This is a genomic window from Rahnella sp. ATs2 (assembly GCF_051851855.1).
GTDB lineage: Bacteria > Pseudomonadota > Gammaproteobacteria > Enterobacterales > Enterobacteriaceae > Rahnella > Rahnella variigena.
Window position 1 is genome coordinate 1 of record NZ_JBLYPL010000023.1, and the last position, 21,701, is coordinate 21,701.

General features: G+C 51.9%; 28 protein-coding genes and 1 other annotated feature. Of the genes, 22 read left to right on the forward strand and 6 right to left on the reverse strand.

Features of this window, described 5'->3' with window-relative positions:
• Positions 1-236: 236 nt before the first annotated feature.
• From clpB to rluD, 3 genes are all read right to left on the reverse strand, one after another.
• Complete coding sequence (gene clpB, locus ACJY2G_RS20975; protein WP_430320794.1) at positions 237-2,810, reverse strand: ATP-dependent chaperone ClpB; 2,574 nt, start codon at positions 2,808-2,810, stop codon at positions 237-239.
• A gap of 130 nt (positions 2,811-2,940) precedes the next feature.
• Positions 2,941-3,678, reverse strand: a complete 738-nt coding sequence (yfiH, locus tag ACJY2G_RS20980; protein WP_430320793.1) for a purine nucleoside phosphorylase YfiH — start codon at positions 3,676-3,678, stop codon at positions 2,941-2,943.
• Complete coding sequence (gene rluD, locus ACJY2G_RS20985; RefSeq protein ID WP_112290595.1) at positions 3,678-4,655, reverse strand: 23S rRNA pseudouridine(1911/1915/1917) synthase RluD; 978 nt, start codon at positions 4,653-4,655, stop codon at positions 3,678-3,680. Before rluD ends, yfiH begins: the two co-directional genes overlap by 1 nt.
• A 130-nt stretch (positions 4,656-4,785) precedes the next feature.
• Between rluD and bamD the strand changes: the two genes are divergently transcribed.
• From bamD to pheA, 4 genes are all read left to right on the forward strand, one after another.
• The gene (bamD, locus tag ACJY2G_RS20990) at positions 4,786-5,520 is read left to right on the forward strand and encodes an outer membrane protein assembly factor BamD (protein WP_112290596.1); all 735 of its coding nucleotides are present in this window, start codon (positions 4,786-4,788) and stop codon (positions 5,518-5,520) included.
• Between the two features lie 316 nt (positions 5,521-5,836).
• Complete coding sequence (gene raiA / locus ACJY2G_RS20995; protein WP_112290598.1) at positions 5,837-6,181, forward strand: ribosome-associated translation inhibitor RaiA; 345 nt, start codon at positions 5,837-5,839, stop codon at positions 6,179-6,181.
• A 134-nt stretch (positions 6,182-6,315) separates the two neighbouring features.
• Positions 6,316-6,440: a sequence feature (Phe leader region), on the forward strand.
• Complete coding sequence (locus ACJY2G_RS21000) at positions 6,317-6,364, forward strand: hypothetical protein (RefSeq protein ID WP_369794779.1); 48 nt, start codon at positions 6,317-6,319, stop codon at positions 6,362-6,364. Its footprint overlaps the feature before it by 48 nt.
• A 53-nt stretch (positions 6,441-6,493) precedes the next feature.
• Positions 6,494-7,648, forward strand: a complete 1,155-nt coding sequence (gene pheA / locus ACJY2G_RS21005; protein ID WP_120163561.1) for a bifunctional chorismate mutase/prephenate dehydratase — start codon at positions 6,494-6,496, stop codon at positions 7,646-7,648.
• Between the two features lie 82 nt (positions 7,649-7,730).
• On the opposite strand, the gene tyrA is transcribed toward pheA, so the two are convergent.
• The 3 genes from tyrA to ACJY2G_RS21020 form a co-directional block, all read right to left on the reverse strand.
• Positions 7,731-8,852, reverse strand: a complete 1,122-nt coding sequence (gene tyrA / locus ACJY2G_RS21010) for a bifunctional chorismate mutase/prephenate dehydrogenase (RefSeq protein WP_112290601.1) — start codon at positions 8,850-8,852, stop codon at positions 7,731-7,733.
• Positions 8,853-8,858: 6 nt separating this feature from the next.
• Complete coding sequence (locus tag ACJY2G_RS21015; protein ID WP_120163560.1) at positions 8,859-9,935, reverse strand: 3-deoxy-7-phosphoheptulonate synthase; 1,077 nt, start codon at positions 9,933-9,935, stop codon at positions 8,859-8,861.
• A 291-nt stretch (positions 9,936-10,226) separates the two neighbouring features.
• A complete protein-coding gene (locus ACJY2G_RS21020) occupies positions 10,227-10,817 on the reverse strand; it encodes a phage repressor protein CI (protein WP_112290605.1) in 591 nt (196 codons plus the stop codon).
• 132 nt (positions 10,818-10,949) lie between these two features.
• Here ACJY2G_RS21020 and ACJY2G_RS21025 point away from each other — a divergent pair, with 132 nt between their 5' ends.
• The 18 genes from ACJY2G_RS21025 to ACJY2G_RS21110 all read left to right on the forward strand — a co-directional run bounded on the left by ACJY2G_RS21025 (position 10,950) and on the right by ACJY2G_RS21110 (position 21,695).
• Complete coding sequence (locus tag ACJY2G_RS21025) at positions 10,950-11,225, forward strand: DUF5347 family protein (protein ID WP_112290606.1); 276 nt, start codon at positions 10,950-10,952, stop codon at positions 11,223-11,225.
• On the forward strand, positions 11,225-11,446 hold the full coding sequence (locus ACJY2G_RS21030; RefSeq protein WP_430320792.1) for a TraR/DksA C4-type zinc finger protein: 222 nt from the start codon (positions 11,225-11,227) through the stop codon (positions 11,444-11,446). Before ACJY2G_RS21025 ends, ACJY2G_RS21030 begins: the two co-directional genes overlap by 1 nt.
• Before the next feature lie 92 nt (positions 11,447-11,538).
• Positions 11,539-13,464, forward strand: a complete 1,926-nt coding sequence (locus ACJY2G_RS21035; RefSeq protein WP_430320791.1) for a replication endonuclease — start codon at positions 11,539-11,541, stop codon at positions 13,462-13,464.
• A gap of 112 nt (positions 13,465-13,576) precedes the next feature.
• The gene (locus ACJY2G_RS21040; RefSeq protein ID WP_112290611.1) at positions 13,577-13,771 is read left to right on the forward strand and encodes a hypothetical protein; all 195 of its coding nucleotides are present in this window, start codon (positions 13,577-13,579) and stop codon (positions 13,769-13,771) included.
• 211 nt (positions 13,772-13,982) lie between these two features.
• Complete coding sequence (locus ACJY2G_RS21045) at positions 13,983-14,186, forward strand: tail protein X (RefSeq protein ID WP_430320790.1); 204 nt, start codon at positions 13,983-13,985, stop codon at positions 14,184-14,186.
• Positions 14,177-14,398, forward strand: coding sequence for an HP1 family phage holin (locus ACJY2G_RS21050; RefSeq protein WP_279920059.1), 222 nt, complete (start codon positions 14,177-14,179; stop codon positions 14,396-14,398). Before ACJY2G_RS21045 ends, ACJY2G_RS21050 begins: the two co-directional genes overlap by 10 nt.
• Positions 14,379-14,888, forward strand: a complete 510-nt coding sequence (locus tag ACJY2G_RS21055; RefSeq protein WP_112290615.1) for a lysozyme — start codon at positions 14,379-14,381, stop codon at positions 14,886-14,888. The genes ACJY2G_RS21050 and ACJY2G_RS21055 overlap by 20 nt, the downstream gene beginning before the upstream one ends.
• Positions 14,889-15,317 carry an Rz-like lysis system protein LysB gene (gene lysB / locus ACJY2G_RS21060; RefSeq protein ID WP_120163557.1) on the forward strand — a complete coding sequence of 143 codons (429 nt, stop codon included), beginning with the start codon at positions 14,889-14,891 and terminating at the stop codon, positions 15,315-15,317.
• Positions 15,205-15,447, forward strand: a complete 243-nt coding sequence (gene lysC / locus ACJY2G_RS21065) for an Rz1-like lysis system protein LysC (protein ID WP_244220241.1) — start codon at positions 15,205-15,207, stop codon at positions 15,445-15,447. The genes lysB and lysC overlap by 113 nt, the downstream gene beginning before the upstream one ends.
• Positions 15,410-15,871, forward strand: coding sequence for a phage tail protein (locus ACJY2G_RS21070; RefSeq protein WP_430320789.1), 462 nt, complete (start codon positions 15,410-15,412; stop codon positions 15,869-15,871). Before lysC ends, ACJY2G_RS21070 begins: the two co-directional genes overlap by 38 nt.
• 81 nt (positions 15,872-15,952) lie before the next feature.
• Positions 15,953-16,594 carry a phage baseplate assembly protein V gene (locus ACJY2G_RS21075; RefSeq protein ID WP_430320788.1) on the forward strand — a complete coding sequence of 214 codons (642 nt, stop codon included), beginning with the start codon at positions 15,953-15,955 and terminating at the stop codon, positions 16,592-16,594.
• Positions 16,591-16,941, forward strand: a complete 351-nt coding sequence (locus tag ACJY2G_RS21080) for a GPW/gp25 family protein (RefSeq protein WP_430320787.1) — start codon at positions 16,591-16,593, stop codon at positions 16,939-16,941. Before ACJY2G_RS21075 ends, ACJY2G_RS21080 begins: the two co-directional genes overlap by 4 nt.
• A gap of 5 nt (positions 16,942-16,946) precedes the next feature.
• Positions 16,947-17,855: a baseplate assembly protein gene (locus tag ACJY2G_RS21085; RefSeq protein ID WP_112290623.1), complete on the forward strand. Its 909-nt coding sequence runs from the start codon at positions 16,947-16,949 to the stop codon at positions 17,853-17,855.
• Positions 17,848-18,462: a phage tail protein I gene (locus tag ACJY2G_RS21090; protein ID WP_129639210.1), complete on the forward strand. Its 615-nt coding sequence runs from the start codon at positions 17,848-17,850 to the stop codon at positions 18,460-18,462. The genes ACJY2G_RS21085 and ACJY2G_RS21090 overlap by 8 nt, the downstream gene beginning before the upstream one ends.
• On the forward strand, positions 18,452-19,483 hold the full coding sequence (locus ACJY2G_RS21095) for a phage tail-collar fiber domain-containing protein (RefSeq protein WP_430320786.1): 1,032 nt from the start codon (positions 18,452-18,454) through the stop codon (positions 19,481-19,483). The genes ACJY2G_RS21090 and ACJY2G_RS21095 overlap by 11 nt, the downstream gene beginning before the upstream one ends.
• Positions 19,484-19,654: 171 nt before the next feature.
• Positions 19,655-20,824 carry a phage tail sheath protein gene (locus ACJY2G_RS21100; RefSeq protein WP_120163550.1) on the forward strand — a complete coding sequence of 390 codons (1,170 nt, stop codon included), beginning with the start codon at positions 19,655-19,657 and terminating at the stop codon, positions 20,822-20,824.
• A 14-nt stretch (positions 20,825-20,838) separates the two neighbouring features.
• Positions 20,839-21,348 (forward strand): phage major tail tube protein, encoded by a 510-nt coding sequence (locus ACJY2G_RS21105; RefSeq protein ID WP_013574045.1) that lies wholly within the window; start codon positions 20,839-20,841, stop codon positions 21,346-21,348.
• 59 nt (positions 21,349-21,407) lie between these two features.
• Positions 21,408-21,695, forward strand: a complete 288-nt coding sequence (locus ACJY2G_RS21110) for a phage tail assembly protein (protein ID WP_430320784.1) — start codon at positions 21,408-21,410, stop codon at positions 21,693-21,695.
• Positions 21,696-21,701 lie beyond the last annotated feature (6 nt).

Sequence of the window (21,701 nt, forward strand, 5' to 3'; positions counted from 1 at the left end):
TACTCAGTTGCCGCTGTTTTTAATCTTTCCGACCCGGTTACTTCGTGATGTTGTTCACGTTGTTCCCTGTCGATGGAGCGGCATTATAGGGAGTTCTCAGCAGGCCGCAAGGGCTAATTTCACTTTTCTCATCAACCGCCCATTAATTCATCAAATGAATTAATAACGAACAAAAAATGCATAAAAAACGGGCTCCGGATTGCTCCGGAGCCCGTTTTAGCTCCCTTATTACCTAATTACTGTCTTGCGATGATGTGATCATTTTCCACATCGACAGTAATTGGCTTGCCTGGTATCAGCTTGCCAGACAAAATTTGCTGAGCCAGCGGGTTTTCAATCTCCTGCTGGATGGCACGTTTCAACGGACGCGCGCCATAAACCGGGTCAAATCCAGTATTGCCCAGCAACTCGAGCGCCGCATCGGTGAGCGTTGCCGTATAGCCGTGTTCTTCTAAACGTTTATACAAACGTTCCAGCTGAATCTTAGCGATGTTTTTAATATGCGCATGACCCAGCGGATGGAACACGACAACTTCATCTATACGGTTGATGAATTCCGGACGGAAGCTGTGTGTGACCACTTCCATGACCGATTCTTTCATCTGCGCATAGCTGGCCTCGCCAAAGTGCTGCTGAATAATGTCTGAGCCCAGGTTAGAGGTCATGATGACCACCGTATTACGGAAGTCGACCGTTCTGCCCTGCCCGTCCGTTAAGCGACCGTCATCCAGCACCTGTAATAAGATGTTGAAGACATCAGGGTGCGCCTTCTCTACTTCATCTAATAAGATGACAGAGTAAGGACGACGACGAACCGCTTCGGTCAGGTAACCCCCTTCCTCATAACCGACATAACCCGGAGGCGCACCGACCAGACGCGAAACAGAGTGTTTTTCCATAAACTCTGACATATCGATGCGAACCATCGCGTCATCGCTGTTAAACAGGAATGTCGCCAGCGCTTTACACAGCTCTGTTTTACCCACACCGGTCGGACCGAGGAACAGGAATGACCCGATCGGGCGGTTTGGATCCGACAACCCTGCGCGACTACGACGAATTGCATTCGATACCGCTTCAACCGCTTCGTTCTGACCAATCACACGATTGTGCAACTCTTCTTCCATACGCAGCAGTTTTTCACGTTCGCTTTCCAGCATGCGTGCCACAGGAATACCAGTCCAGCGCGCCAGCACGTCGGCAATTTCCACATCTGTCACGCGGTTGCGTAACAGCTTCATGGTTTTACCTTCCGCCTGAGTGGCTGCTGCCAGCTGTTTTTCCAGTTCCGGTATTTTCCCGTACTGCAATTCTGACATACGTCCCAGGTCACCCACGCGGCGAGCCTGTTCAAGCGTAATCTTCGCCTGCTCCAGTTCCGCTTTAATATTCTGCGTGCCAGTCAGGGAAGCTTTTTCGGCCTTCCACTCTTCTTCCAGCTCAGAATATTCGCGCTCTTTCTGGTTCAGTTCGGTTTCCAGCATCTCCAGACGTTTCATACTGGCGTCATCAGACTCTTTCTTCAATGCCTGCTGTTCCAGTTTCAGCTGGATAATACGGCGATCGAGACGGTCCAGAGACTCCGGTTTAGAGTCCATCTGCATACGAATGCTGGATGCCGCTTCATCTATAAGGTCGATCGCTTTATCCGGTAACTGACGATCCGAGATGTAACGGTGGGACAACGTCGCCGCCGCAACGATAGCCGGGTCAGTAATCTGGACATGGTGATGCAGCTCGTAGCGTTCTTTCAGGCCACGCAAGATAGCGATGGTGTCTTCAACAGAAGGCTCGGCAACAAACACTTTCTGGAAACGACGCTCTAACGCCGCATCCTTCTCTATAAACTGACGATATTCATTTAATGTCGTCGCACCTACGCAGTGAAGTTCACCACGCGCCAGAGCCGGTTTCAGCATATTGCCGGCATCCATCGCGCCATCGGCTTTACCCGCGCCAACCATGGTATGCAATTCGTCGATAAACAGAATGACGTTGCCTTCCTGTTTAGCCAGATCACTCAGCACGCCTTTCAGACGTTCTTCAAATTCACCGCGATATTTCGCGCCAGCCACCAGTGCGCCCATATCTAATGAAAGCACTCGTTTATTTTTCAGGCCTTCCGGCACTTCACCATTAATGATGCGTTGTGCCAGCCCCTCCGCAATCGCGGTTTTACCGACACCAGGCTCACCAATAAGAACCGGGTTATTTTTGGTACGACGTTGCAGAACCTGAATGGTTCGGCGAATTTCTTCATCACGACCGATGACCGGATCCAGTTTGCCCTGCTCGGCACGTTCGGTCAGATCGATAGTGAATTTTTTCAATGCCTGACGTTGGTCTTCGGCATTCTGGTCATCCACTTTCTCACCTCCACGCATTTGATCGATAGCCGCAGTAATTTTCTCGGCCGTTGCGCCGCAGGCTTTTAACACATCCGTTAAAGAGCCGCGGTCTTTCATCACAGCCAGAACAAACAGTTCTGAAGAAATAAAAGTATCAGCACGCTGCTGTGCCAATTTGTCACAAAGATTTAAAACACGTACCAGTTCATTGGATGGTTGAACATCCCCACCGGTACCTTCAACTTGCGGCAAACGCCCCAAAGCCTGATCAACGTCCGTGCGCAGTTTCTGGGTATCTACCCCAGCCGCAGTTAATAAAGGACGAACGGTCCCGCCTTCCTGAGTAAGCAAAGCGCTCATCAGGTGAACAGGTTCGATAAATTGATTGTCGCGCCCGAGCGCGAGTGACTGAGCATCCGCGAGGGCAAGCTGGAATTTGCTGGTAAGACGATCCAGACGCATAACACCTCCAATACTGAACAAAATTGCTACTGGAGATTAGATGAGGTCAACCCTCACGTTTTCAAGGTTATCTTGGCAGTATATTAGGAGGACTGCTGCTATGCGCGATGGATCGTCTTGATTCGATAGGTTATATCAGCCAAATTAAACTTGCCAGCCGTCCGGTAATTCCGTCGCGCCGGTAAGAGTAAAATGTGGTGCTGTCGGTCACAGTGCAATACTCGCCGCCATAAATAGCGGTGAGACCAGCGGCCTGTAAACGCAATCTGGCTAACAGGTAAATGTCGGCCCTAAATTTGGTGCCCGCTGGGGTAAAAGCAACGGATGCATTACTGTTCTCCGCCAAAAAGGCGTCACGCACTTCACCGCCGACTTCAAAATGCGCCGGACCAATTGCCGGTCCCATCCACGCCATGATTTCTGCGGGAGCAGCCTCAAAGCAGGCAACCGTATTTTCCAACACGCCTGCACACAAACCACGCCAGCCCGCATGCGCTGCAGCCACTTCATCGCCGTTTTTACTGCAAAACAGAACCGGTAAACAATCGGCTGTCATTGCTGCACAGACAACGCCTGGCTCGCGGGTATAGGCCGCATCGGCAATCTGTGTTGGAATAAGAGGAGTTTGCGATGATAAACGAACCACGTCGGTGCCATGAACCTGCTCCAGCCAGTGTGGCGAAGCAGGCAGACCGCCAAGTTCAATCAACCGCTGGCGGTTCAGCTCAACATGCTCAGGAGAATCCCCAACATGACTGCCGAGGTTAAGCGAACCGTAAGGAGGCAGACTGACGCCTCCTTCGCGGGTTGTCGCACATGACCGCACCGATGCCGGTTGCGGCCACTGAGGCTGGATAAGCAGGCTCATTACCAGTTCATCTGGTCCTTGAACTCTTCGGTATCCGCTTTAAGCGCATTGATCAGGTCAACCATATCCTGCGGAAGTGGCGCATGCCATTCCATCTGAATACCGGTTACCGGATGATAAAGCCGCAGCATGGTCGCATGAAGAGCCTGACGATCAAAGCTACGCAGCATATTGATAAATGCTTCGGAAGCGCCTTTTGGCAGACGCGGACGGCCACCATAAAGCTGATCACCCAACAGAGGATGGTTAATATGTGCCATATGTACGCGGATCTGATGCGTACGGCCGGATTCCAGACGCAGACGCAGACGCGTATGAGCACGGAAATGCTCCATAATGCGATAGTGTGTGGTCGCCGGTTTGCCGGTCGGATGAACCGCCATGTGCGTACGCTTGGTGGAATGGCGCGCAATCGGCTCATTCACTGTGCCGCCTGCCGTCATTGTACCAATAGCGACTGCTTCATATTCGCGGGTGATTTCGCGCGCCTGAAGTGCAGTGACCAGATGCGTTTGCGCAGGAACTGACTTCGCGACGACCATCAGACCCGTGGTGTCTTTATCGAGACGGTGAACAATGCCGCAGCGAGGAACATCAATGATTGCCGGGTAATAATGCAGCAAAGCATTCAGTACCGTGCCATCAGGATTCCCTGCGCCCGGATGAACAACCAGATCGCGGGGTTTATTGATGACTAAAATATCGTTATCTTCATACACGATATCTAAAGCGATATCTTGTGGCAGCCAACGCGCTTCTTCTTCAATTTGCGCATCGATTGCGATAGCCTCGCCACCCAACACTTTTTCTTTTGGTTTGGTCACTTTTTTGCCATTGACCGTGACCCTGTCTTCAAGGATCCAATCTTTTATGCGAGATCTTGAATAATCAGGGAACAATTCGGCCAAAGCCTGATCTAACCGTTGACCGAGTTGAGATTCGGCCACCGTTGCGGTGAGTTGTACTTGTTGTGCCATATGCAGCTTCTTGGTTAACGTTGGGTTTTCACGGCGATGCCGTTTAAAATAATGTGCTATTGTAGCTGGTCTTTGTCGGGAGCTTAACGGACAGTCTCCCAGAATAACACCTGAGGATAATCAAAACGTCATGACGCGTGTGAAATATCTGGTGGCAGCAGCCACGTTGAGCCTGGCGCTGGTCGGTTGCTCCAGTTCCAAAGAAACGGTTCCCGATAACCCGCCTAACGTCCTTTATGCCACTGCCCAGCAAAAACTGCAGGACGGTAACTTTAAAGGCGCGATTGCGCAATTAGAAGCGCTGGATAACCGCTATCCGTTTGGGCCTTACTCGCAGCAAGTTCAGTTAGATCTGATTTATGCCTATTACAAGTCTGCTGACTTGCCAATGGCTCAGGCTTCTATTGATCGCTTTATGCGTCTGAACCCAACCCATCCAAACATCGACTACGTCATGTATATGCGTGGTTTAACGGATATGGCGTTGGATGACAGTGCGCTGCAAGGATTCTTCGGTGTTGATCGTTCAGACCGTGATCCGCAGCATGCGCGTGCAGCATTCCGCGATTTCAGCCAGTTGATCCACACGTATCCAAACAGCCAGTACGCCACTGATGCGACTAAACGTTTGGTATTCCTGAAAGATCGTTTGGCGAAATACGAGCTGTCAGTGGTGCAATACTACACTAAACGCGGTGCGTACGTCGCTGTTGTTAACCGTGTTGAGCAAATGCTGAAAGATTACCCGGATACGAAAGCGACGCATGACGCGCTGCCGTTGATGGAAAGTGCCTATCGTGAACTGCAGCTGAACAACCAGGCTGATAAAGTTGCGAAAATTATTGCGGCCAATAACGCAGCATAATTTTAAAATGTCCGTACACACAAACGGTAGCTCAGGCTGCCGTTTTTTTTGGCTTTGATTCGGGAAAAGTCAGAGAAGAGTGAACGTGATGAACGAAAAAACAGGTTAAAAAACGCAGAAGATAATGCACTGATCCCATCAATCATGCCTGCTCCTTATCGAAGTCTCAAGGCCTTTCCCGCCATTAATTACCCTGGGTCACATAAACGCCAAAGTTGACAAAAAGTGACAAAAAACCGTGGTTTTGGGCAGGCAATTCATAAAAAAGGCTGGTATGTTGGATTCATCGGAGACGGAAATAAGAGAGGTAAGTCATATGACAGTCAACATTACCAGTAAACAAATGGACATCACCGCCGCGATTCGTGAACACATCGAAGGCCGTCTGAAAAAACTGGATAAATGGCAAACTCAGCTCATTAACCCGCACATAATCCTGTCGAAAGAACCTCAGGGATTTGTCGCCGATGCGACCATCAGTACACCAAACGGGAAACTGGTTGCCAGTGCTACGCACGATGATATGTACGCTGCGATTAACGACATGACCGCCAAGCTTGAGCGTCAGCTCAACAAAGCGCAGCACAAGGGTGAAGCCCGCCGTGCAGAATCCGGCGTCAAAGAACTCAATCTGGAACCGGTGCAGGAAGAAGAGGAATAACCGGCTTATCGGAAAGGCAGTTCACAACGCGCTCTCAGGAGCGCGTTTTTTGTGTCCTGAGGAAATCTTATTGACACAGGGAAAAGCCAGCGGTTACTTTAAGACTCTGCTCAAACTTATGGAAACAACGCTCACATGAATACCCGTCTGTTTTTCTTCGCATTCTTTTTTACCTTCCCCTGATTGGGAGGCGTTTCGTCGCGAAAGAATGAATGCGAAGACGAACAACAAAGCCTCCTGAAAAGGGGGCTTTTTTTATGCCTGCGTTTTACACATTTTGCTGAAAGAAAGAACATCAAAAAGGGTAACAACATGACCGAGAACTCATTACTGGCTCTGCGCGAACGCATCAGCGCATTAGACCTGAAACTGCTGGCTCTGCTGGCAGAACGACGCACGATGGCGATAGAAGTCGCGCAATCCAAAATGCACTCTCACCGCCCGATCCGCGACAAAGAACGTGAAATTGAACTGATTAACGCACTGATTCAGGAAGGAAAAAAACAGGGGCTCGACGGTCATTACATCACCCGCGTGTATCAGCTGATCATTGAAGATTCCGTTCTGACCCAGCAGGCTCTGCTCCAGCAACATCTGAATAAAACCCCTTCTGATTCCGCCCGTATCGCTTTCCTCGGTCCGAAAGGTTCTTATTCACATCTTGCCGCACGCCAGTTTGCCGCCCGCCATTTCGACCAGTTCATCGAATGTGGCTGCCAGAAATTCCAGGATATCTTCTCTCAGGTAGAAACCGGTCAGGCCGATTACGCCGTATTGCCGATTGAAAATACCAGCTCCGGTTCAATCAATGACGTTTATGACCTGCTGCAACACACCAGCCTGTCGATTGTGGGTGAGCTGACCAATCCTATCAATCATTGCGTACTGGTCGCGACCGATACTGATTTGTCGCAGATACAGACGGTTTACAGCCATCCTCAGCCTTTCCAGCAATGCAGTCAGTTCATCAACCGCTTCCCTCACTGGAAAATTGAATACTGCGAAAGCACTGCGGCGGCGATGGAAAAAGTGGCCGCGGCCAATTCTCCACACGTGGCGGCGCTCGGCAGCGAAGCCGGTGGCGCGCTGTATAAACTGCAGGTGCTTGAACATAATCTGGCGAACCAGCAGGAAAACATTACCCGCTTCATTGTTCTGGCGCGCAAAGCGATTGAGGTCACAGATCAGGTTCCGGCCAAAACTACGCTGATTATGGCGACCGGCCAGCAGGCAGGTGCGCTGGTAAATGCGCTGCTGGTGCTGCGCGATCAGGGCATCATCATGACCAAACTGGAATCTCGCCCGATTAACGGCAATCCATGGGAAGAGATGTTTTATATCGATGTGCAGGCCAACCTGCGTTCTGAAGAGATGAAAAAGGCGCTGAAGGATCTGGCTCCGATCACCCGTTCGCTGAAAGTGCTCGGCTGTTATCCAAGCGAGAACGTCGTCTCTGTTGATTTGTAATTTCACAAACAACCTGTAATTTCTCGCAAACAAAAAGGGCGCTGCACACAATGGCAGCGCCCTTTTTTCATTTCAGGACAACTTACTTACGGTTGTCGTTAGCCTGTCTCAGTAACGCACCACTTTCTTTCAGGAAGCGTGGCGCATAATCGCCAAACCAGTGCTCAACCTTTCTGAATTTGTCGATAAACGCCTGTTTATCGCCGCTTTCAAGCAGAGCAAGCGCATCACCAAAACGCTGATAGTAACGTTTGATCAGCGCTAGATTGCTTTCTGACGACATAATAATGTCAGCATAAAGCTGCGGATCCTGCGCAAACAATCGTCCGACCATCGCCAGTTCGAGGCGGTAAATCGGTGAAGACAGTGCCAGCAATTGCTCGATCTGCACATTCTCTTCTGACAAATGCAGACCATACGCAAAGGTCGCGAAGTGGCGCAATGCCTGAATAAACGCCATATTCTGATCATGTTCGACGGCGCTGATTTTATGCAACCGTGCGCCCCAGACCTGCAACTGCTCAAGCAGCCACTGATATGCCTGAGGTTCGCGGCCATCGCAATACACCACCACCTGTTTAGCCAGGCTGCTGACATCCGGACCGAACATCGGATGCAGACCAAGTACCGGGCCTTCATGCACTGCCAGCATTGCCTGCAGCGGACGGTTTTTTACCGACGCCAGATCCACCAGAATACAGTCATCAGGGAGTTTCGGCAGACGTGCGATCACTTCTTCGGTCAGATGGATCGGTACACTGACGATGACCATTCCGGCATCCGCCAGTAATGTTTCTGCCTGCGGCCAGTCTTCCTGCTCCAGCACTTTCACCTGATAACCGGAAAGCTCCAGTAAACGGGTGAACAAACGCCCCATCTGCCCGTTCCCGCCGATAATCACCACCGGACGCAGTGCCGGATGCAGCGTCTTGAAGCCTTTATCGTTTTCGCTTGAGTAGGACTCACGCATCACGCGGCGCAATACATCTTCAATCAGATCCGGCGGAACACCGAGGTTTTGCGCTTCCTGACGACGTGAAGCCAGCATCGCTGCTTCACGTTCAGGCACATAAATCGGCAAACCATAACGGCTTTTGACTTCCCCGACTTCGGCCACCAGCGCAAGACGCCGTGATAAGAGATCTAATAACGCTTTATCAACGTCGTCGATCTGATCGCGCAACGCGTTAAGTTCTGCCACCATAAAAACTTACTCTCCTGCGATTCGTGCCGCCAGCGCATCGCCCAGTTCCTGATGCATGGTACGCAGCAGGTCTTCAGTCGTTTCCCAGTTGATACAGGCATCCGTCACAGACACACCGTATTTCATGGCTGAACGCGGTTGTTCAGAAGACTGGCTGCCTTCGTTCAGATGACTTTCCAGCATCAGCCCCGTGATAGAGCGGTTACCGGCTTTAATCTGGTCGATGACGGACTGAGCCACAACAGGCTGGCGACGATAGTCTTTGTTTGAGTTACCGTGACTGCAATCTATCATCAAGGAAGGACGGAGTCCCGCGTCGGTCATCTGTTTTTCACAAGCCTGAACGTCCTGCTCGCTGTAATTTGGTGTCTTACCGCCGCGTAAAATCACATGCCCGTCCGGGTTGCCCTGAGTCTGCAACAGGCAAACCTGCCCGGCCTGATTAATGCCTACAAAACGGTGCGCCATTTCAGCTGCACGCATGGCGTTGATCGCCGTGCCCAGGCTGCCATCGGTGCCGTTCTTGAAGCCAACCGGCATTGACAGACCAGACGCCATCTCACGGTGTGTCTGAGATTCAGTGGTACGCGCACCGATTGCTGACCAGCTGAACAGATCGCCTAAGTATTGCGGGCTGTTTGGATCCAGCGCTTCTGTCGCCAGCGGTAAACCCATGCCGACCAGTTGCAGCAGCAAATCACGGGCAATATGCAGCCCTGCTTCCACATCAAACGTACCGTCCATGTGCGGATCGTTAATCAACCCTTTCCAGCCGACAGTGGTACGTGGTTTTTCAAAGTAAACGCGCATCACGATGTACAAACGGTCGCTCAGCTCAGCCGCCAGCGTTTTCAGGTGACGTGCGTAATCGAGCGCTGCATCAACGTCATGAATTGAACAAGGGCCACACACCACCAGAAGACGAGGATCACGACCATGCACAATATCGGCGATGGTTTTACGTGCTTCGGAAATACTGTTTTCGTCGCTGACGCTTAAAGGAAAACGGTTTTTCAACTCTTCAGGAGTGATAAGGATTTGTTCAGCAGTGATGTGAACATTATTCAGGGCGTCTTTTTGCATGATCGTGTTCCGCTATAAGGAAAATGGGCTGCCACAGAGGCATCTGCGGACAACATTAACACAGCACGTAAACTTATCAAGCCTTACTTGTAAACATAATATTACCAATACAACGTAACCAAGCATATAATGGAAAGTTATATTTACACAAAGAGAATCTTAGCTCAAACAGGTGTACCGTAATTGTTACATACGGGTTAGCAGGAAAGTCATGGGAATTCAGGACAAGATATAGAGAGGATGAGGCAGGGAATGCCCTCAGCAGCGGGGATGCTGCTGAGGAAACAGAATTTAAAGGTTACGATCCAGAGTAATAAAGACCTGCCCCAGGGCAGTCACTTCATCCACGCCACACTCGAAGTGGCTTTCCTGACGGGTCACGCTAAGTCGGTTACCGGGAATACGGGCCACATCGTAAACATCCAGATCACCATCGATATCCAGCAACCAGCGGCCATTGCCCGGATGGGTGCTGCCCAGATCAATAATCCACGAGTGATGGCCTTTCACAACATAAGCCGGTTGAGTCAGCGAATCATCCAGCAGCGAAGGATCAACAGACCAGACGCCCTCTTCTTCCAGCGCTCCGCCACGCAATCTCAATTTTTTAAGTTGACGGATGTCACCGGACGCTGCTGCGCCTGAAAGCGCTGAATCCTGCATGTTTCCTTTGCCTGTCGCCAGCCAGCGTAATGACACGCCGGTGTCCAGCGCACAGGCCACGACCACATCACCGGGGAAATAATCTCTTCTTACCCAGGTACTTATTGTTCCAGATGACAAACCGTACAGATCCCCCAGCTCCTTCTGCATGCTGAAGCCGTAAGCCTGAAGCATACGCGTCAGAACAGCTTTTCCACCTTCAAGTTCATCTAATTGCATCTGGCGAAAACCCCTGAATCTGTAAATATCATCTTGACAACTCGCAAATACGAGCTTAGATTGATTATGTAATGTACCGACTGACGACCATGATACCAAATTTACGGCGTCGTGGAGAAATAAGGAGACGCGATGTTTTTAGGAACAGAGCAGCAGCGCCAGACCGGACTGCGCCATATCGCTCATCTGAAAGAAATTTATTTCGCTCAGAGTAAGGATCGGGTTGAGGTTATTTATGATCAGGCCAGTGAAAAATGGAAACTTACCTTATGTTTTCATGCCGGCCTTAAACGTCATCATACCTTACTGACATATTCACAATTAAATGATGAGGAACAAATGAAAATAACACAGGCCTTATTATCACTACGCCATTTCACGGCGATATTTAAAGGAGAACTTTACTGATGGCAGACTGGATAGATGAATCGCAGGAGTATCAGTTAAAAATCCTTCAAGCACAGATTACGCAGGCTATCCGCACGCAGCCTTCGCCGTCTGCCTTCTTCTGCGTGGATTGTGACACTCCCATTGCAGAGCCACGCAGGAAAATCATTCCCGGCGTACAGCGATGTATTGAGTGCCAGGAAATTGAGGAAATTAAAAGAAAGAATTATCGCCCCGTATAAACCCTCAGATTAATGCTATTAATTTTCGTGTCTGCGCTGGAAATAAACTTATTTCCAGAAGGTTTTTTGTATTCTAATTTTCGGAAATAAACATGTCAGATAACAGAGGCAGGGTAATGCCTTCCCCGCCGCCGGCTTTTAACCGGGCAGCGGGGCAATTGTTCGCAGGGAAATGGGAGTGGAATGCCCCGCGACCGGCGCTCAGCAGTCCGCTGGAAAAACCTCTTAACCGTGATTTCTGCCTGCGCCAGCAAACAGCCCTTTCCCGGATGGCGGCATTGCCTCGCTGTCTGCGTACGCCTTTACATCAGCGGTATGCGTTTTTGCTGAAAACAAAGGGAGTCCGCGCGGCGGTTCATTTTCTGATGACAGTGTTTACGCAGCGTTTGTGGCCGCGGATTCAGCAGGTGAATGCGCGAAACACCCTGAACCGTCAGATCTCGCAAAAGCTCCTCATGGAAGAAGAAATGTTTAACCGCCTGCCTGATCTTAATGATGACAGCCTGAGAAGGCTGGCCAGCAAGCTGGCAGTGCATATGCAAGATGCTTACGAATATCACTGTGAACGCTGGCTGCAAAATCGACCTGATCAACCTGACGTGTTATTGCAAGACAGCACGCAGCACGAGATTTACGGGCATATCGCCGCGATGGCCCGCTCGTGTCGCGTACAGCCTCTTTACTGGCAGAAATGGCAAAAAGGCCGTATGACCGCACATTCAGCCGTCGCCAGTATTTCCCGTCTGGTCAGTGGTGAATGGTGGGAAAAACAGCTGCGTTCAAAACAACGTTTATGGCGCGAAGCCCTGATGATTGCCTGCGGTTATGTGAGCCGCGCAACATCGCCATATGCCAGTAAAAACGCCATCCGTGATGTGGTGTCACGCCGCTTATCCGCCATTAATTACCTGAAACAATGCCAGCTCGAAAATGTCGAATCAGGGGAAACACTGAGCCTGCTGGAGACCGTATTAGCCAGCATTTCCAACCCTAAACTTCGCCGTATGGAACTTATGACGCTGATCGCCGGTATCGAAGATGTTGCTGACCAGCAGCGGGACTGCGGCCTGTTTATCACGCTGACCACACCTTCAAAATACCATCCGCTGAAAACGACTGGCGCCGGATCATCACCCATTTTTAACCAGAAATGGGATCAGCACGCGTTTACACCCAAAGATGCACAACGTTATCTGGTCGCGGTCTGGGCAAAAATCCGCACCACGTTTAAAGACCGGAACCTGAAAGTGTACGGTGTGCGCGTCGTCGAACCGCATCACGACGGCACCCCGCACTGGCACATGATGCTGTTCACACCAGCGGATCAGCAGCAAAAGGTGACTGAAGTAATGCGCCGTTACGCACTGGAAGAAGATCCGGATGAGCCAGGCGCTGCGGAGTCACGTTTTAATTGTAAGCCGCTGAACCGCGGCGGTGCGGCGGGTTACATTGCGAAATATGTCTCCAAGAATATTGATGGTTATGCGCTTGATGGCGAAAAGGATTTTGACTCCGGACACCTGCTTACTGATGTCGCGACCGCGGTCACCTCATGGGCATCGACGTGGCGGATCCCGCAATTTCACGCCATTGGCATTCCTGCCGTCGGCGCGTGGCGTGAATGTCGGCGGATCAGACATCAGAGTCTGAGCAGCCGCTTTGATACACGCGTTGAGGACGTCCGCAGCGCCGCCGACCAGGGGGATTTTGCCGGTTATATTCAGGCACAGGGCGGCATACATATTCCGCGAAAAGAGCAAACGGTTCGCGTTGCGCGCCAGCTCAGCGGGGAAACCAATGCCTGGGGCGAGCCCCGTCATAAAGTCATCGGCATTTACGCGCCGCATCTTGGTACTTCGCTTATTTACCTGACACATACCGAACAATGGCGGATTGTCCGTCACCGGCCTTGTTATGTGGAAATGCCGGAGATTCGCTTACCTTGGAGTTCTGTCAATAACTGTGGATCGCCGGCTTTCGCACAAAGTCATCAATTCATACAAAAATCGGATCAATAAAAATTAATGCATAAATTCAATGAATTATAATTTTTAAAATGCCCTAAGTGTTGACGTATTAGATCAATTAAAGAATACTGTATATAAACACAGTATCTGGCGAGGGGAGAAAATGGAAAACCTGACTAAACAACAGCTAACGTTGTCCAGGATACAACTGATCGCAGACATATCGCAGACAGCCCAATGCAATCCAAAAGAATTTCTGGTCATGATGTCGCTGATTTCAGAACTGGCAGGTCAGGCGCTGACTGACGAGAACCAGAACGCAGTCTGCTATAACGGGAGTACTGACGACCCTCACTAATTGCCAGACCCTGCGGCGGTAGTTGTCAACATTGTTGGCGCTTGCCCGACCGGTTTCCCTCCGGACTAAGCGCCCCGCCCTCTCCCTGTGTTATTTATCTGCTTCTCTGTTGTGCCAGTCGTTTCACATCCCTTCCAGATTGCCGCTCCACGCCCTATTCCGCAGACTGATCTCATCAACTGACGATCCTACTCACTCGCGGAGAAAACCCATGAAAGTCTATGCACAACAGGGCGACACCCTCGATTCCCTATGCTGGCGTTATTACAACCGTACCGCTGCGGTCGTCGAAAAAGTCTTTGCCACCAATAAAGGCATCGCCGATTTAGGCCCGTTATTGCCTCACGGTACGGCCGTTGATTTACCGGACATTGCAGAACAACCGGTTCAGGAGGCGATCAAATTATGGGACTGAGTACTGAGCGCATCAGTTCAGGCTGCGCCTATTTTATTGCCACCTCACTGACCTGGCTCGCCAGCCTGACATCGCAGGACGTCGCCTTTCTGGTCGGCTCTGGTGTCGGGGTCGGTACGTTTCTGATCAACTGGTATTACCGGCGCAAAAGCTATCAGTTGCTGGCACGCAGCGGCCTGCGCAAAGACACCTATGAAAACCTCAACTCTTAAACGCTGCAGTGCTGCCGTCGTGTTAGGGCTGATGGCGGTATTGCCGGGCTATCTGTCACTGCAGGTGTCGGCAGAAGGATTGCGGCTTATCACCGATTTTGAAGGCTGTCAGCTGCAGCCCTACCAGTGCAGTGCCGGTGTATGGACCAGCGGCATCGGCCACACGGCAGGGGTTAAACCGGCACAAACCATTACCGAACATCAGGCCGCTGAAAACCTGCTGGCAGATATTCAGCAGACCGAGCGCGCCATTAAAAAATGTATGCCGGTGACCATGCCACAGCCGGTTTTTGATGCCGTCGTGTCCTTCGGTTTTAACGTCGGCACCGGAGCAGCCTGTCAATCCACGCTGGCATTTTTCATCAACCAGCAGCAGTGGCAGAAAGCTTGTGATCAGCTCCCGCGCTGGGTTTTCGTTAATGGTGAACGTAATCGCGGGCTCGAACGCAGGCGAAATGCCGAGCGTGCCGTCTGCCTGAAAGGGGTCTGAATGCGCCTGTTACCGGCACTTCTGGCCGGGATGGTTTTGCTGATCGCCATCCTGCTGCTTTCCAACCGTTCATTACAGCACGACCTCAACAACGCTGGTCTGCAACGCGATGCCCTGGCGGCTCAGGTGAAGCAACGGGAGCAGCTGATCACCGTCCTGAACCAGCAAATGCGCCAGCGCGAGCAGGCTGAACTGGCGTTACGCGAAGACCTGAGCACGGCCCGGCAAATGATGCAAAGCCGCGAAAAACAAAGGCAGAGGAGCCTTCATGAAAATCTGCAAACCCGTCAGTGGGCTGATACCGGGCTGCCTGCTGATGTTAGCCGGCTGCACCAGCGTCCCGCCTTCAGCTCCGCCATCGATTATTTACGTTGGCTGTCCGGCGGTCAGCTCATGCCCGATCCCGGCCAGCAAACCGGTCACCAATGAAGATCTGAGCGCCGACATTCTCCAGCTGGAATCTGCGCTGATGGATTGCAGCTTACAAATCGAAGCCATCAAAAAGTGTCAGGAGGCACAACATGCAAAAACCGATTCAGTTGCAACAACGGCTGACTGAACAAATCCCTCAGCTTACTGTCGCACCGGAAAAACTGGCCCTGACTACCGGCGCCGGCAACGTGGTGGCCACGTCGGCACCTTCGCTGTCTTTTGAATATCGCTATCCGCTGACAGTGACGATTACGGATGAAGCGATCAGCGAAACGCTGGTCGATCTGAGCGTGGTCACCGTCCTCGACTGGCTGCAGGTTAATCAGCCTGAGATCCTCGGCAACGCGGCGCACCGGCTGAGTGATTTCACTTTCACTCAGCAGGCGAACAGCCTGGTCCTGACGCTGCAACTGACTGAGCGCGTGCAGGTTTCAGATTCAGAAGATGTCCGCACCATCACGCATCTGCCTGAACCCCCATTGCCGGAAAACGTGACGCTGCCGCGTGAGGTTTATCTCAACGGAGAACTGATCAGCAGCTGGACGGTGTGACCCGGTAAACCTTGTTGTGTCAGCCGCTGGCGAACGGTCACCGGTTGTCGCTCAACCCTCTGAAACGGCATCCTTTATCCCATGAATACGACTCTTCAACTCAACGACATAATGCGGCTGATTGGCAATCTGGTGCGCATCGGCAACGTCTCTGAACTGGATTTGGCCAACGCACGTTGCCGCGTCGCGACGGGCAGCAACGTAACGGCGTGGCTGCCGTGGATGACGCACCGCGCTGGCCGCACGCGCAGCTGGTGGGCGCCTTCCGTCGGCGAGCAGGTTTTGCTGCTCTCGATGGGCGGCGAACTGAATACGGCGTTCGTCTTACCCGCCGTTTTCTCCGATGCCTCACCCGCGCCATCGGCTTCGCCAGATGCCCTTCATCTGGTCTTCCCGGACGGCGCCGTTTTTGAATACGAACCGGCACAAAGCGCTTTGAAAGTGACGGGAATTAAAACCGCAGTCATCAACGCATCGCAGAAAGTTGAGGTAACAGCGCCGGAAATCCGCTGCACCGCCAGCACCCGCATCACGCTGGACACGCCGGAAGTAGTTTGCACAAGCAAGCTGACCACCGGATCCCTTGAAGTGAAACAAGGTGGCACGCTGACCGGCAACTTAATCCATAGCGGCGGCAGCCTGACATCCAACGGCATCGTTGTGCATACCCATCGCCACAGCGGTGTTCAGACCGGTGGCGGTCAGACTGGAGGCCCGCAATGAGCAATCCGAAATACCTGGGGATGGACAGAAATAGCGGTCTGGCTATCGAAGATCTCGACCATATTCGCCAGTCCGTCAGCGATATTTTGAATACGCCGGTGGGCTCAAGAGTGATGCGCCGCAATTACGGCTCGCTGCTTTCGGAGCTGATTGACCAGCCGCAAAACGGCGCCCTGCGGCTACAGATGATGGCCGTGTGTTACACCGCCCTGTTGCAGTGGGAACCCCGCGTTTCACTGACTGCTATCACTTTTAACACCGGCTACGACGGCAAGATGGTGATTGAACTGACCGGAAGCCGTAACGATACGGCGACGGATTTTTCCCTGAATATTCCTGTGAGCTGACACTTATGGCAACGATCGATTTGAGCCAGTTACCGGCCCCCGATGTGGTCGAACAACTGGATTATGAAACCCTGCTTGAAGAACGTAAAACGACGCTGATTTCGCTCTATCCCGCCGACCAGCAGGAAGCCATCAGTCGGACACTGACGCTGGAATCCGAACCGCTGGTCAAGCTGTTGCAGGAGAACGCTTACCGCGAACTGATCCTGCGCCAGCGAGTTAACGAATCCGCCCGCGCGGTAATGGTGGCGTATGCGACAGGCAGCGATCTGGATCAGCTGGCGGCGAATTTTAATGTTCAGCGCCTGGTTTTACAGCCAGCGGATAACACCACCATCCCGCCAACGGCTGCCATTCTGGAAGCTGATAGTGATTTACGTATGCGCATCCCTCAGGCATTTGAAGGGTTAAGCGTGGCCGGTCCGACAGGCGCTTACGAATATCATGCCCGCTCGGCAGACGGGCGCATTGCGGATGCATCGGCAATCAGCCCGTCGCCCGCTGAAGTGACCGTCACTATTTTGTCACGTGATGACGACGGCGTTGCCTCCAGTGATTTGCTCCTTGCCGTGGAGAAAGCCCTGAACGATGAAGATGTCCGTCCGGTTGCCGATCGCGTCACAGTACAGGCAGCTGAGATTGTGCCTTATCAGATTGATGCCGTGCTGTATGTTTTGCCTACACCTGAAATTGAGCCCGTCCGTGCGGCGTCTGAAGCGCAGCTGAAAACCTACATCAACACGCAAAGCCGGTTAGGTCGCGATATCCGGCTTTCTGCAATTTATGCCGCTCTGCATGTTGAAGGCGTTCAGCGGGTTGAACTGTCATCACCGCTGGCAGATATCGTGCTTGATAAAACTCAGGCGTCACTTTGTACCGATTACTCACTGACAGTGGGAGGCTCGGATGAGTGATCGTCTGTTACCTTCCGGCTCTACTCAGCTTGAAGTTGCGGCCGCACAGGCACTATCGCAAATCGGTAATCTCAGCGTTCCTCTGCGTGAACTTTGGGATCCTGATACCTGTCCGCTGGAGTTACTGCCTTATCTTGCCTGGGCATTTTCGGTCGATCGCTGGGATGAAAACTGGACCGAACCGGCGAAACGCTCTGCCGTTCTCGCCGCCTGGTTCGTTCATAAACACAAAGGCACCATCGGCGCATTGCGACGGGTCGTTGAACCGCTGGGATATTTAATTCGCGTCACCGAATGGTGGCAGACCCACGATGTTCCGGGCACTTTTCGCCTTGATGTCGGCGTACTTGAAACGGGCATTACGGAAGAAATGTACCAGGAACTCGAACGCCTGATCACCGATGCCAAACCCTGTAGCCGTCATCTGATCGGGCTCTCCATCAATCTGGACGTCACCGGTGATTTTTATATCGCCGCAGCGACTTACGACGGCGAAGAACTGACGGTTTATCCCTATTTCCCTGAAACCATTACTGCATCCGGCTCTGTCTATACCGGTTCAGCCATTCATTTAATCGACAACCTGAGAGTTAATTATGACAGCTAAATATTATGCGTTGCTGACCAATCTGGGTGCAGCGAAACTGGCCAATGCTACCGCGCTGGGTACACAACTAAGTCTGACGCAAATGGCTGTCGGTGATGGCGGCGGTATTTTGCCAACACCGGACCCGGCTCAAACTCAGTTAATTGGTGAGAAACGCCGGGCAGCACTTAATTCTCTGAGTGTTGATCCGGCAAATACTAATCAGATTATCGCCGAACAGATCATTCCTGAAGATCAGGGAGGATTTTGGATCCGCGAGATTGGCTTATTTGATCAGGACAACACGCTGATTGCTATCGCCAACTGCCCTGAAACCTATAAACCCCAGTTACAGGAAGGCAGCGGCCGCACTCAAACCGTACGTATGATTTTAGTGGTAAACAGCACTGACGCGGTAACGCTGAAAATTGATCCGTCTGTGGTACTGGCAACACGCAAATATGTCGATGATAAAGTCATTGAGGTTAAGGCGTATGCGGATGATCTGATGGCGAGGCATGTGGCGGCTGTGAATCCACATCCACAATACGATCTGCCCGTTGGCATTCCCCTTCCCTGGCCGATAGCAACACCACCAGCAGGATGGTTGAAATGTAATGGCGCGGCATTTGATAAGGCAAAGTATCCAAAACTCGCCGCTGTTTACCCACTGGGCTTGTTGCCTGATTTACGAGGCGAATTTATTCGTGGCTGGGACGATGGAAGGGGAGTTGATACAGGGCGAGCTATCTATGGCGCTCAGGGTGCAACCGGTATAAGAACCGCTGCGTTGGATTACTTCGGAGTCGATGAAACAACAATAGGAGGAACAATAGGGACTGCATTTGTTGCTGCCGATTCAGCTATTGCTGCACAGCCTACAGGAGCAAAAAGTCCTGCTAATAATGAACTTGCTTCTATTATGACGGACAACCGTATGTCAGCAGAACAGTTACCTGCCAGCCTTAAAGATCCTTATGGTATATGGATCACTATGCGCCCCCGTAATATCGCCTTTAATTATATTGTACGGGCAGCCTGATTATTATTTAAGCCACTGATTTTACTAACCTTTGCTAAAGGAGATAATATTTTATCTCCTTTTTTATTCCCCCCGCTGTTGTGCCACCGCCCCCACGCCCCTGAGGAAATGCGCTTTGTGTTGCGAACCGGCATCCTTGCTTCACCACCCACAACAGAGAGAGTCAACCTGATGGCTGATTATCATCACGGCGTACGTGTTGTTGAAATCAACGACGGCACCCGCGTTATTTCTACCGTTTCCACAGCAATTATCGGCATGGTTTGTACCGCAGAAGATGCGGATGCGACCGTTTTTCCTTTGAATACTCCGGTCCTGATCACTGATGTTCTGGCCGCCAGCGGTAAAGCAGGCACCAGCGGCACGTTGCGCGCAGCGCTTCTGGCGATTGCTGACCAGTGTAAACCGGTTACAGTCGTGGTGCGTGTTGCCACGGGCGAAGATGAGGCTGAGACCACCAGTAATATCATCGGCGGTTCTGATGCCAATGGCCGTTATACCGGCATGAAAGCGCTGCTTTCTGCTCAGGCTGAGCTTGGCGTTAAACCACGCATTCTCGGCGTTCCTGGTCTGGATAATCAGGCAGTCGCAACCGCGCTGGCAGGTGTTTGCCAGCAGCTTCGTGCCTTTGGTTATGTCGGCGTCTATGGCGCAAAAACCATTTCCGATGCGATTAAATACCGCGAGAACTTCAGTCAGCGCGAACTGATGCTGATCTGGCCGGACTTTATTAACTGGAATACCACCACCAGCCAGTCGGATATCGCTTATGCCACTGCTCGTGCTCTGGGCTTACGCGCCAAAATCGACCAGGAAACCGGCTGGCATAAAACGCTGTCAAACGTCGGCGTGAACGGTGTGACCGGCCTTTCAGCCAGCGTCTTCTGGGATTTGCAGGCGACCGGCACAGACGCCGATCTGCTGAACGAAGCCTGTGTCACCACGCTGGTTCGCAAAGACGGCTTCCGTTTCTGGGGCAACCGTACCTGCAGCGATGACACGTTGTTCCTGTTTGAAAACTACACCCGTACCGCGCAAGTGCTGGCCGATACCATGGCAGAAGCGCATATGTGGGCGGTCGATAAACCAATGACGCCCTCACTGGTTCGCGACATGATCGACGGCATCAAAGCCAAAATGCGCGAAATGAAATCAGCGGGTTACATCATTGACGGTGACTGCTGGTACGACGAAACCGCTAACACAGCGGAAACCCTGAAAGCCGGCAAACTGTATATCGATTACGACTACACCCCGGTTCCTCCACTGGAAGATCTGACCCTGCGCCAGCGTATCACCGACTCTTACCTGGTGAACTTTGCCGCGTCCATTAACAGCTAAGGAGACAATGACTCATGGCACTTCCTAAGAAATTGAAATACCTGAACCTGTTTAATGACGGGAACAGCTACCTCGGTCTGGTCTCTTCGCTGACGCTGCCGAAACTCACCCGCAAACTGCAAAACTATCGTGGCGGCGGCATGAGCGGTTCGGTCGCAGTGGACTTCGGTCTGGACGACGATGCGCTGACGCTGGAATGGTCCATCGGCGGTCTGGATGAGCTGGTTCTGCAGCAATGGGGCAGCACATCTGATATTCCACTGCGTTTTGCCGGTTCGCTGCAGCGTGACGACACCGGTGATGTTTCCGCGGTCGAAGTGATGATGCGCGGCCGTCACAAAGAGTTTGATTTCGGCGAGTACAAACAGGGTGAAGACACTGAAACCAAAGTCACCACCCAGTGTACGTATTTCAAACTGACCATCGATGGCAAAGAGCTGATTGAGATCGACACCGTCAATATGGTCGAAGTCGTCAACGGCGTTGACCGTCTGGCGGAACACCGTACCGCACTCGGCCTGTAATTCCCTCCCAAAGCCGGCAGCCATTGCCGGCTTCATTTCCCACTCAAGCAGGAAAACACATGAACCCGACTGACATTAATGACAACACCGTGATTCTTGACGTTCCGCTCAAACGCGGCGAAATGGAAATCACCGAAGTTCAGGTCACCAGACCCACTGCGGGCAGCTTACGCGGTATCGGTCTTGCGGCACTGGCGAACGCAGATGTGGACGCGCTGATCACCATTTTGCCGCGTATCACCTTTCCGAACCTGACCAAAGAAGAGTGCTCGCGCCTGGAGCTGCCGGATCTGATTGCGCTCGCAGGCAAGGTGATTGGTTTTTTATCGCCGAAACCGGTGGTGTAAGTATTG